Annotated in this window: 10 protein-coding genes; 1 reads left to right on the forward strand and 9 read right to left on the reverse strand. The window is 36.3% G+C overall.

Annotation, left to right across the window (positions count from 1 at the left end; genetic code table 11):
• Nucleotides 1–47: 47 nt before the first annotated feature.
• Nucleotides 48–1,370: an FAD-dependent oxidoreductase gene (locus tag MKX66_RS06850; protein ID WP_341085819.1), complete on the reverse strand. Its 1,323-nt coding sequence runs from the start codon at nucleotides 1,368–1,370 to the stop codon at nucleotides 48–50.
• An 80-nt stretch (nucleotides 1,371–1,450) separates the two neighbouring features.
• Nucleotides 1,451–2,230, reverse strand: coding sequence for an undecaprenyl-diphosphate phosphatase (locus tag MKX66_RS06855; protein ID WP_002013258.1), 780 nt, complete (start codon nucleotides 2,228–2,230; stop codon nucleotides 1,451–1,453).
• A gap of 155 nt (nucleotides 2,231–2,385) precedes the next feature.
• On the opposite strand from MKX66_RS06855, the gene MKX66_RS06860 reads away from it, so the two are divergent.
• Entirely contained in the window at nucleotides 2,386–2,592 is a 207-nt protein-coding gene (locus MKX66_RS06860; protein ID WP_002127593.1) for a hypothetical protein, read from the forward strand.
• Nucleotides 2,593–2,718: 126 nt separating this feature from the next.
• Here MKX66_RS06860 and MKX66_RS06865 read toward each other — a convergent pair whose 3' ends face one another.
• The 7 genes from MKX66_RS06865 to MKX66_RS06895 all read right to left on the reverse strand — a co-directional run bounded on the left by MKX66_RS06865 (nucleotide 2,719) and on the right by MKX66_RS06895 (nucleotide 12,320).
• A complete protein-coding gene (locus tag MKX66_RS06865) occupies nucleotides 2,719–3,099 on the reverse strand; it encodes a nucleotide excision repair endonuclease (protein ID WP_002013261.1) in 381 nt (126 codons plus the stop codon).
• Between the two features lie 77 nt (nucleotides 3,100–3,176).
• Nucleotides 3,177–3,740: a GNAT family N-acetyltransferase gene (locus tag MKX66_RS06870; protein ID WP_002141923.1), complete on the reverse strand. Its 564-nt coding sequence runs from the start codon at nucleotides 3,738–3,740 to the stop codon at nucleotides 3,177–3,179.
• Nucleotides 3,741–3,808: 68 nt separating this feature from the next.
• Nucleotides 3,809–4,381, reverse strand: coding sequence for a hypothetical protein (locus MKX66_RS06875; protein WP_341085820.1), 573 nt, complete (start codon nucleotides 4,379–4,381; stop codon nucleotides 3,809–3,811).
• 198 nt (nucleotides 4,382–4,579) lie between these two features.
• Nucleotides 4,580–6,010, reverse strand: a complete 1,431-nt coding sequence (locus MKX66_RS06880) for a PQQ-dependent sugar dehydrogenase (RefSeq protein WP_341085821.1) — start codon at nucleotides 6,008–6,010, stop codon at nucleotides 4,580–4,582.
• Nucleotides 6,011–6,101: 91 nt separating this feature from the next.
• Nucleotides 6,102–7,820, reverse strand: coding sequence for an alpha-keto acid decarboxylase family protein (locus MKX66_RS06885; RefSeq protein ID WP_341085822.1), 1,719 nt, complete (start codon nucleotides 7,818–7,820; stop codon nucleotides 6,102–6,104).
• A 382-nt stretch (nucleotides 7,821–8,202) separates the two neighbouring features.
• Complete coding sequence (locus MKX66_RS06890; RefSeq protein ID WP_002189721.1) at nucleotides 8,203–10,077, reverse strand: ABC transporter ATP-binding protein; 1,875 nt, start codon at nucleotides 10,075–10,077, stop codon at nucleotides 8,203–8,205.
• On the reverse strand, nucleotides 10,074–12,320 hold the full coding sequence (locus MKX66_RS06895) for an ABC transporter ATP-binding protein (protein WP_341085825.1): 2,247 nt from the start codon (nucleotides 12,318–12,320) through the stop codon (nucleotides 10,074–10,076). The genes MKX66_RS06890 and MKX66_RS06895 overlap by 4 nt, the downstream gene beginning before the upstream one ends.
• Between the last annotated feature and the right edge of the window lie 139 nt (nucleotides 12,321–12,459).

Below are 12,459 nucleotides of genomic sequence, written 5' to 3' on the forward strand. Positions count from 1 at the left end.
TGATTTACTAACTGTTATACATTCTTTTTTAAACGATAATTTTCCTGCTATTTCTTTCGTCTGAGTAATACAGTAAGTAATACTCTAGGATGAAAAAGATGAAATGGACTACGAATTAAGTTCATAACTCTGACTAACCGAATATAAATATCAGAATCACTTGCAGAAAGTTGATATATTTGTTTCGTATACCATTGCTGAAATTTTTGTTTCGTAGTTAATTCTTTCTGTAACTTAGGATGACGTGCTATCTCCGTTGTGGTCATTTCCCAAGGTGTTTTGATAATTATAGCAGTCTTCCTATAAAACTCTCGAGTTAATATTTTATCAAGCCTTTTTCTCCCTTGAAGAATTAGTTGTAATTGGTGAGCTTCCATAGCTGCAACTGAAACACCTTGTCCGAAAACTGGATCAAAACGACAATGCGCATCTCCAACTACTAACAATCCTTCAGGCAAATTATTAACTAGATCAAATCGCCTGCGTACTTGATATGGAATTTTGTACGTTTTTATATCGGTAATCGCCTCAGATTTGTTTAGAAACTCTGTAACATTAGTGATTGATAGGTTTTCAGCAAAATCATAAAATTCATCATCTGTTTGCGGTGCTTTTTCATTTGCATATCCACTAAAAGTAACAAAATAACGATCATCTTCAATCGTTTGAATTAGAACACCATAAGGATTCTCAGGAAAACTTGGAGACATAAGCATATTACAGCAGTCTAATTTCTCTTTTTCTTTGAGCCTAAACATTCTAGTTGCGTAAAACAAATCAATTCTTACTTTCTCTTCTTGTACTTCGAAATTGTATTCTTGTAACCAATCTATACTTTTCGAACCAAATCCACTCGCATCAACAACAAGATCTGCATGAAATTCTTCTTTCATTCCTGTTTTCAAACATTTAGCTCTTATTCCATAGACTTTATTAAGCTTGTTATCTACTAGTAATCCTTCAACCAACATTTCATACTTCGAAGTAACATTTGAAACTTGTTCAATTCGTTTTTGAATATGCGATTCTAACAGAAGACGACTTTGTTGAATCATATTTATTTCGCCTTTGAAAGGCTGCTTCCATAGGCCGAACTGATGCCATTTTAAATCGCGAGTAAAATTATTTACGATGCTACCTGCTTCAATTAATTCATTAGTAATGTTAGGAAACAACTCCTCAAGTGCTTCTTCGCCGCCTTTTAATAACACATGCGGATGATTACTTTGCGGAACTCTTTTTCGCGGGCCTTTTCCATCCCATTCTTCACCAGCTTCTACAATGATTACTTCTTCAAACGTATTTGATAAAGCCTTTGCGGCGAGTTTTCCTGCGATACTTCCACCAATAACAATAGCCTTAGTAAACATTTTTTCCCCCTTAATGAAAAGAGATCCTGTCGTGTATGAATGAAACAGGATCTTAACTAATAATTCCTTGATAATTATATTTAAAACACCTGTGTGAATTGCAACATTAAAATTAAAATACCTAATCCCCATACGTAATACGCGAATACTTTTAAAGAATGACGTTTTAAATATTGGATCATCCATGAAACTGCTATGTAACCAAAGAACGCTGCTGATAATGTTCCGACAATTAATGATGTACTAGAAATAGATTCAGCTTTCCCTTGAAAAACATCTGCAAATTGCAAGATGATAGCTCCGACAATAGCTGGTGTTGATAATAAAAAGGAAAAGTACGCCGCTGTTTCACGGTCTAACTTTCTCCATAATGCAGCGACAATTGTCATTCCAGAACGGGAAATTGCTGGAAATATAGCTACTGCTTGAAATGAACCAATTATGAATGCATCTTTATATGTAATATCATTCATTTTTTTACGACCGTTCTTTTGTTTATCGGCCATATAAAGAAATAAACCCGTCACTAAAAACTCCCAACCTATTGTTATACCTGTTTTTGAAATATCTTCAAAAAAGTCTTTAAATAATAAGCCGATTACAACCGCAGGTATCGTCCCGACAATAAGTAATAGCATAAGCTTTGAAAATGGATTTTTTATTAAATAAATAAATTCTTTTCTATAATAAATAAACACCGCAAGTAACGTCCCTATATGCAGCATCGTATCTAAAAACAAACCTGCCTCATCTAACTGAAAAATATGTCGCCCTAAATATAGGTGACCTGTACTGCTTATAGGTAAAAACTCTGTCAGCCCTTGAATAATTCCTAAAATAAAAGCTTCTAGCCAATTCATGATGATCTCCTTTCTCATTTGCTTGTACCAATATATGATGCTTTAATTTTTGTTATGAAAGAAAATATATTTCTCTTGGGGATTTACTTTAACCTTTATTTAGAAGTTATGGATTGCGATAAAGATGGATATATATGTAAAAAAGGAGGGTTTACATGGAGAAACATACAAAATTAGGCAACATATTACTTTGGATTGGACCAATTCTTGTGTTCTTAGGCTTATGTATGACAAATGTAATTACAGACATACCTTTCTTCGAAGGAAAGCATAAAACTTTTGGAATTATTATGTTATTTATAGGGGTACTTTGTTTAATTGCCGCTCATTACTTTAAAATACGAAAAAATTCTGCCGATTAAATAATCTATTCCCTTATAAGGAGGAACAAATGCGAGGAAAATCATTACGGACAAAAATTACAAAGCTATATAAATAAAAACAATCCTAGTGTATGTACTAGGATTGTTTCATTTCGCTAATGTTGTTTATTTATAAAACACTTTATCAACGTTATATTTCGCTTTGTACTTATTAATGATGTATGTTTCGTAAATTTCTCTTTCAGTTGGATCTTCTACGATACATGCATCGATACGGTATACTTCATCACGATTATTTTTGATTGGTGAAACATTATCTTCAAAATGCTTTTTAATACGTTGTCTAATTTTACGAGCTTTACCTACGAAAAGAAGTTCGTCATTAATATTGTAAAACATAAAAATGCCGCCTTTATCTCTAGGGAACAAGTGGAAATCGATAAAACCGTTAATTGGAGTAATTAATGGCTCGTCTCCTTTAATAACTTGGTTACGTTCAGTAATGGAAACATCAGCTTCAGGAATATTAATTTTAATCAAGTTCATTCACGTCCTCTTTTATTATAAAGATAAATAATAGCATAAGTATGTAAGAAAAGCTATGTTAAGAGAGATATTTCATTTTATAATTCAAATATTATAGGTATATCATGTAAACTTTTTTTCCAAATCATATGATCGTTTGATTCGCCCCAATAATCCTTCAGCACATAACTAGGTTTTCCAAACTTTTTTGTCCATATACTTTGTGCTTTTTTGTATCCACTATCTAAACAGCATTCGGTTATTCCTCTGCTAAGTAATGTAAGATACATTGTATTTAGTAGTAAACTCCCTATACCTTTTCTTTGATACTCCGGAAGTATAAATACAGTTCCTATTTCATACAAATCCTTAAGTACACCGTCTGTACAACTATTAATCAATGCACTTGCTGGACCGATTTCAATCGTTCCAATGATTTTATCGTTACTTGTATCTATCGCTAATAAAAAGTAACGATTTTCTCCATTACTATCAAAATCATTTTTTAAATATTTCTTTTTCGAGTTAATTTCATTTTCTATGTCATCTAATAGATGTGATAACCCTTCGTTTTTAAATGTATTAGTAATAACAAGACGAAAAAACAAATGTAATTCATCTAAATCATTCGAATTCGGCCTTCTAATTTCAATGTTATACATGGCTTACATCTCCAATTTTTAAAAATATATGAGAAAGTGTATTTGTTCAAAAAGATTTTATGCAATTGCTAAGACCATACTTTATATACTCTATTCATTATTATTCTACACAACTCTGCATAGATCCAGCAGTATAAAAAACTCAGTATAAATATTAATGTAATAACTTTTATATCCATAGTCGTATGAATACTAGGACCAAGTACAGGAAAACGGAATATATCGAGAATGATCATAATTCCTATAAGTAGACATATCGCTGAAAAGGAAATTACCCAAATCCTCCTCTTGAATTGTAACAAGGATACTCCTAACGCTATACCTAATAAGCCTGTAGTAAAGGGAAAGACAATTAGTTCACTTGGCTCAATAATGAATAGTAGGAAAATAGTAAGAATATAAGAAAGTACTCCCTCACGAATAGAATAACAAATAGCCAGAAAAATCGGTAGCGTCGCGAAAGGACTAATAAATAACCCAATTCCAGGGATTAAGTTCCCCGCAGATTGAAAAATAGCAGCAAATGAACCGAGTAATGCTGTAATGACTAACCTACTTGCAGGCGTCACCTTTCTTTTATGAACAAAATTCGCATCCTGCTCTATCATCCATTGATACCAATAGCTTCTAAAGCGATTCATCAAATCCCCCCCTAAAGAGACTTAATTCACCACTTTCTATTTTTATTCAAATACTTATTGGTTATGTTTTACTTTCTGCTTGTTAGGAATCACTATACAATAGATGTTTATCCATAGAAGGTTTTTTAAGAGGCGCTAAGTCGTGCGTTTGAAAAAGTATGAATTCGATATATTTTTAGACTGAGAGTTTATACCGTATCATGGAACAATTTCAAAAATAGTACCTTTGTTAAAATCCGTTACTTTCATAGATCCATAAACCCCTAAATATAATCTAGTTTGATCCCCGTTTGTTCCCAAGCTCATATAATAAGCTGCTTGAGAACCAAAATCATAATTGGTTTCAATAACATGAAAATCATTACATTTCCCGTCTAGAGCTGTTCTAGTAAAAGCTAACACTCCCTTTACTGGAGATTGAAATTCTTCTTTCTTAGCAAGATCAGTAAACACGATACTACCAGTTAAACTAGGAATTGTAGTTCCCATATATGGTTGTACTCCTGTAAGTGAGGTTCCTCCAAACTTATCTGCTCTGGAATCTTTATGAAAATAACTAATTAGGGGCTGTATGCGCCTCACTGATGTTTCTATTGTTTCATTATAATAAGCCATTGTTCTCTCATCCAAAGTAGGGTTCTCAGAACAGTGCCTTATAAAAGAAGTAGGAAATTCTCCTTCCCATCCTCGCCAACCAAAATTAATAAATCCATCTTGATTGGGAGTGGATCTCATTAAATGCGTTTGAACAAGTTCGGTAACCGGTATGGGTTTATAATGAACAAACGAAAAAACAGACTCTACAATATCCTGCCCGACATTTCCAGCATATTTGATATACTGATTATAAAACCTTTGAAATGAAATACCTGTTATATTCCGAACTCCTTTCGCAATTACTGTAAGTGTTTCTTGTATAGATAAAGGAAACTCATTAAAGCGTGTAACTACTGGAGGGTTATTTATGAATGTATTTTTACTTACATCAATTTCAATTATTTTACCCGCTATTTCTAAATCATCCTGGCTTAAATTAAATGGATCATAACCCGATCCACCATCTCCATTTGTAAAAACAAGTTTTCCACTCTCAGGTGAAAAGTTTAAACTATTGACTCCGTTATGATTAAAAAAGGGCCTTCTTATGTTAAGTAATGTCCGTCGTTTTTGAGGTTGACTATGTGATTGTAAAATCCATTCCTCAACCGTATCAATATGATCATATTGAGTATCTCTATTTACCCACTTTAAGTTTAAAGTTTTCGGATCACACGGATTAGGTTTAAAAGGTTCAGAAAGGGCACCCGGACCTTGAGTGCCAGCTACTGAATAATGAAGGTAAAATAAACCGTTTTGATAAAATTGTGGATGAAACGCTAGTCCTAGCAATCCGCGTTCATCATAACCGCTACTAGAGACACCTTCTTCAAACGTGCCTAATTTGATAATTCGCGGGCGAATATCTAAAAAAGTCCTTATAACTCCGTCTCCTATGTAAAAGATTTCTCCTACCTGGGTTGCAATAAATAACCTTTCAATTGAGTCACCTGGTAGTATAGTTGTTTTCAAAACAGTAGGTAAATTGAACTTACTTGCAATGGGCCGTAAACTAACCTTAACTTTTGTCAACTCACTTTACACCCCTTTAATTGCGCTTTATTAAAAGAATATGATTAGAACTGTTCAATTAGTATCCAATTAGGGACTAGAGAATTGGATACTATTTCTGACTGCGCTGCTTTTCCTGCTTCTCCATATAACTACGCATCCGTCGCATATATTCAGGTGCGTCCATTCGATTCCCTGCGATCATTTCAATTATACAGAGTCTTTCGGCGCTTTCCTTTTCAGCATGGATTATAGCCTGATCAAGCTCTCCATAGGTCCGGACCGTAACGGTAAACGCGTTACCTCCAAAAACTTCGGCCAGCTTGGTGTAAGACCATCGAGGGATTTGGTTGTACTTTTGATCCTCTGTTTTGACATTTAAATATTTCTCAATTGTATAACCATCGTTGTTCAAGACAAAGATTATGGGCTTGCAGCCGTAATAGAGCATAGAACTGATTTCCTGTACCGTTAGCTGCAGGGCACCGTCACCTGTAAACACCAATACTCGGCGTTCCGGCGCGGCCATAATAGCACCAAACGCCGAAGGGATTGCGTAACCGATGGACTGCCATCCACCTTGTCCAATATATGTTACATTGCCCGGCAGTCTTATCTCTCCCATTCCGTAATAAAGCGTTCCGGTCTCGGCGATTACAATATCCTCCTCTTTCAGCATGCGCTGAAAACGCGGATAATAGCCGTCAGCCATTAGAGGTCCGTCGGCAGTAGTTGTGAATTGCTCATAAGGGAATGACAATTTTTTTGTCAAACCTTTGCCCTTATAATTCACCTTCTGAACGGCAAGTAGCATGTCGGCTGCAAGAACATTCGGATATTCCGCCTCAGCGATTTTAACTATATCCGGTTGAATATTGACAGTTATCAGCGGATTCAGCTTTGCGGTAAAACTTGCGGTGTTTGTGTCCGCCCATACCATGCCAATCGCAATGATACAATCTGCATTCTCTACCGTACTTTGGACTTCAGTCCTCCCGAAAGAGCCTTGATACATTCCGATATAATTTGGATGGTTCTCGTCGAATCCTCCCTTCCCGTACATCATCGTTACAACAGGCACATTCATTGCATCGGCTAGCTGCCGAGTCGCTGTCTGAAGGCCGAATCGCATCGTTTTCACATCCACCAAGATAACTGGTCGGTGGGAACGTTCCAAAAGCGGACGGACATGATTCACTGCAGCCTGAAGGGTATTCGGATTGGATGTTGGACGTGGTGGTACCGGTTCTACCCAGACTTTAATCGGCTTGGTCACTAAATCATTAGCCACAACCAGGTATACCGGCTTTTTCTTTTCCTTAGCAATGCGAATCGCAGTCTGAATTTCAATCTTGGCATTTTCCGGCGTAAGCACCGCGGTATATGCCGTAATCTGCTCATACACCTTGCGGAAAACGTCAAAATTCCCATCCATTAAGGTGTGATGCATAAGCTTATGCTCTTTTTGATCCTTCTCAGGAGGCGCACCCACAATGTGTATAATTGGCACATGCTCGCTGTTGGCTCCCGCTATCGCATTGCATGCACTGAGCTCCCCGACCCCAAATGTCGTAATAAGAGCCGATATTCCTTTGATTCTTGCATAGCCATCTGCAGCGTAGCCCGAGTTTAGTTCATTTCGTCCTTCTATAAAACGGATGCCGTTATAACACTCCAAAGTATCAAGAAGTGTAAAATTATAGTCCCCTGCGACACCAAAAATTTCGGTAATGCCCTCGAGTTTCAGGCAATCGAACAAATACTGGCCAACCGTTTTTGGATCAGGTCCCCTTTGTAAACCAAAGCTGCCCGTATTAATCATGTTGTCCATCGCTTGCTCACTCCTTATCTATTTCTTTGGCTTGTTCTATTTTATAGTACCCTTTTTGATAATTCCCTTTAATTAAACCGGTTATCCGTTGTGCAACAATTAATCGGGAAGAAATGCTCCTTATCTTTGGAGATATTCATAAAACAAGAGAAGGAGGAGAAACACTAAAACATTACAAGAATGTATTAATTAATCTTCTAATGTTCTTTTTAAATTGTTTCCCTTTAAAACATCCCATTTATCATGCTCCTCACTCTGTTTTGCAAAAGTCTAGCTTACTTTTAAAAACTTTGTAACAGAACCTTAAAAATAATAAAAACCCACGAAGAAAATGCATTTTCTTCGTGGGTTTAGTTATTTAAATGGACTTTCACCTACTAACTCAAGAAGCATCCGCACCTTCAAACTGACTATTATAAAGCGAAGCATAGAAACCATCAGCTTTCAATAACTCTTCATGATTACCTTGTTCTACAATATCTCCGTCTTTCATGACAAGGATTAAATCTGCATCACGTATTGTTGATAATCTATGAGCGATAATGAAGCTTGTTCTACCTTCCATAAGGTTTTCCATCGCTTTTTGAATCAGTACTTCTGTACGAGTGTCAATGGAGCTTGTTGCTTCATCGAGTATTAATATTTTCGGATCCGCTATAAGGGCACGTGCAATTGTTAGTAGTTGCTTTTGTCCTTGGGATACGTTGCTTGCTTCTTCGTTTAGTTCCATTTGATATTTATTTGGTAATGTTTTTACGAAGTTGTGAACGTGAGCTGCTTTCGCTGCTTCAATTACTTCTTCGTCTGTAGCATCGAGTCTACCGTAACGTATATTTTCCATGATGGAGCCGTTAAATAGCCAAGTGTCTTGAAGTACCATACCAAACATGTTGCGCAGGTCTTCTCGCGTGAAGTCTTTTATATCGTGACCGTCGATACATATTGCACCGCTGTTTATGTCATAGAAACGCATTAACAGTTTTACAATCGTTGTTTTACCAGCTCCGGTTGGTCCGACGATTGCTACCTTTTGTCCAGGTTTAATGTTAGATGAGAAATCATTGATGATGATCTTATCTGGATTGTATCCAAATTGAACATCTTGGAAGGTAACTTCTCCTTGAACTTTTTGCAGCTTCACTGGATTTTCTGCTTCTGGCACTTCCTCTTCTTCTTCTAAAAATTCGAAGACTCTTTCTGCAGCAGCTGCAGTAGATTGAAGTACGTTCGCGATTTGTGCTACTTGAGCGATTGGTTGCGTAAAGCTTCTAACATATTGCACAAAGGCTAAAATGTCTCCAACTGCGATGGTTCTCTTTACCGCAAGCCATCCACCTAAAATAGATACAGCGACGTAACCGATATTACCGATAAATGTCATAATCGGCATCATCATTCCAGATAAAAATTGAGATTTCCATGCGGAATGGTAAAGGGTATCATTTACCTTTTCGAATTTTTTCACTTCTTCTTCTTCTTTGTTGAAGGCTTTTACGATATTGTGACCACTATAAATTTCTTCGACCTGACCGTTTACGTGTCCTAAATATTCTTGCTGGGATTTGAAGTATTTTTGTGATCGTTTTACGACTGCCATGATGAGAATCATCGATACTGGCAATATTAAAAGCGCCACTAATGTCATTTGCCAGCTGATTGATAACATCATGATAAGTACACCGATGATTGTAATAACGGATGTGATGATTTGCGACATACTTTGGTTTAAAGTTTGGCTCACCGTATCTACGTCATTTGTAATTCTCGATAATACTTCGCCGTGCGTTGTTTTATCAAAGTATTTCAGCGGCATACGGTTAATTTTTTCATCGATTTCTTTTCTGAAATTATAAGATACTTTTTGAGCTACTCCAGAAATAATGTACCCCTGGATAATACCAAACACAGTGCTCAGTATATATAATCCAAGGAGTAAAATGACAATGTTTCCGATATAGGTAAAGTCAATGGCCGCACCGGGTGCTCCTGATACTTTGCTTACGAGTCCTTCGAAAAGTTTTGTTGTCGCGTTTCCTAAAATTTTTGGACCAACGATTGTAAAGGCTGCACTGCCGATTGCGAAAAGGATAACGATTAAGATTGATAATTTATAGGGCTTCAAGTATTGAAGGAGTTTATTCATCGTTCCTTTGAAGTTTTTTGCTTTCTCAATCTTTCTCATGCCGCCGCCCATAGGACCGCCACCGCCAGGACCAGGGCCGCTTTGTTTTCTATTTTCTATTTTTCTATCACTCATGATGACAACTCCTCTCTTGAAAGTTGTGATAAAGCAATTTGCTTATAAACTTCACAGTTTTCCATAAGCTCTTCATGAGTACCAGTTCCAATTATTTTTCCTTCGTCAAGTACAATAATCTTATCGGCATTCATGATTGTACTGATTCTTTGGGCAATAAGTAAAATAGTACTTCCTGTAATCTCATTGTTTAAAGCTCTGCGCAATGCTGCGTCTGTCTTAAAGTCAAGAGCTGAGAAACTATCATCGAATATGAAGATTTCCGATTTTTTCGTAAGAGCACGCGCAATAGAAAGTCTTTGTTTTTGACCACCGGAAACGTTCATACCACCTTGTGATATTTCTGTGCGGAAGCTTTCAGGCTTCGCGTTAATAAACTCCATAGCTTGCGCGATTTCCGCCGCTTTTTCGAGTTCTTCTTCAGTTGCTTCTTTTTTACCGTATTTCAAATTACTCTCGATTGTACCTGAGAAGAGAACTCCTTTTTGCGGTACATAACCAATTTTCTCTCTTAATTCCTTCTGAGATACTTCTCTAATATCCGTGCCATCTATTAATATTTGGCCGCTTGTGACATCGTAAAAGCGTGGAATTAAGTTGATTAATGTTGATTTACCACTACCTGTACTTCCGATGAAAGCTGTCGTTTCACCAGGTTTTGCAGTAAAGGCGATATTGGAAAGCACATCTTCTTCTGCACCTGGGTATCTAAAGCCAACATTTTTAAATTCAACGTAACCTTTCTTGTCTGAAGCAAATGTTTTCGGCTCTTTTACATCACTAATGGTAATGTCAGTATCTAAAACTTCTGCGATACGTTGTGCGGAAACTGAAGCACGTGGAACCATAATAGATACCATTGAAATCATTAAGAAGGCCATGATGATTTGCATTGTATATTGCATAAATGCCATCAAATCACCAACTTGCATATGTCCCATATCCACTTGGTGTGATCCAACCCAAATAATAAGTACAGTAACGGCATTCATGATAAACATCATCATTGGCATCATAAATGACATTAAACGGCTTACAAATAAATTTGTTTTTGTTAAATCTTGATTTCCTTTTTCAAATTTCTTTTCTTCATGTTTTTGAGTATTAAAAGCACGAATAACGAGCATACCGGTTAAAGATTCACGAGTGATTAAGTTAATTTTATCTACTAACTTTTGGATACGCTTAAACTTAGGAATCGCGATGCTAAATAAACCAATGACTAGGCTTAAAATCGCAATTACCGCAACTGCGATAATCCATCCCATTGAAAGGTCTGTAGTAAGTACTTTAATAATGCCGCCGATACCTAAAATTGGTGCATAGAATACAATGCGAAGCATCATAACCATAAGTGTTTGAACTTGCTGGATATCATTTGTACTTCTTGTGATTAGAGATGCAGTGGAAAACTTATCAAACTCCGCATTCGAGAAGTTTGTAACTTTCCGGAATACTTTCTTTCTAAGGTCTCTGCCGAGTCCTGCAGCTACTTTTGCAGCAAGTAAACTCACGATAACGGTAGCTGCCATACTTACTAAGGATAAAAGTAGCATTTTCCCGCCGGAAGTAAGAATAAAATTAGATTGAAGTTTATCAGTATTGATACCGATTTTCTTATACTCATTCTCAATGTATGAAACAGCTGATTGTGTTACCATGCTGCCTGGCATATTCTTAAACTTTTCATCTGCCTTTTCTTTCATTGCATTGATTTGATCTTGAGGAAGTTTCGCAATGATTGCAAAAGGATCTGAATTTGGCGGAAGTTTCGCTGGTGTGTTGTTGTCACCTGTCGCAGCAGGAGAGAAAGCAGATGAGCCACCTTTTTCAATTCCTTGTGTAATTAACATTGGTTTCCCAAAGATATCGTTAAGTTCGTTAATTATTTTTTTATCTTCTGTATGTAACTTATAAAGTGGCTCTTTATCAAGCTGCGGATAATCTTTTAAGTCATTTTTTAGTTCACTTTGAGAGAGGTTGTTCTTATCTAAAAGCACATAGTTGTCAGCAACTTTTTTCTTCTCATTTTCATTCATAAAGAGCGTAAGTTTATCCATTTCACTTTTACGAATAACCTCAGGTACTGCATTTTCTACACCTTTTTGTTGAATCCCTACATTGACAATGTTAGACATGTAGTCTGGCAGTGATAGATCGCATACTGCCTGTACAGTTAAAAGACATACAACTGCAATGATAGAAGCAATAAATGGTTTTAAATGTTTGATGATCTTTAACATTTAGTTCATCTCTCCATTTTCTTTGTCTAATTTTTTTAGTTTTTACCCTGCTTCTCTCCTTTATTCTTCGTATTCTCAGTAATTCATTCTAGCAGCTCTTTACGTATTTTCGACTACAGATTAATTTTATGACTATATG

Source organism: Bacillus sp. FSL R9-9530 (assembly GCF_038008145.1).
GTDB lineage: Bacteria > Bacillota > Bacilli > Bacillales > Bacillaceae_G > Bacillus_A > Bacillus_A mycoides.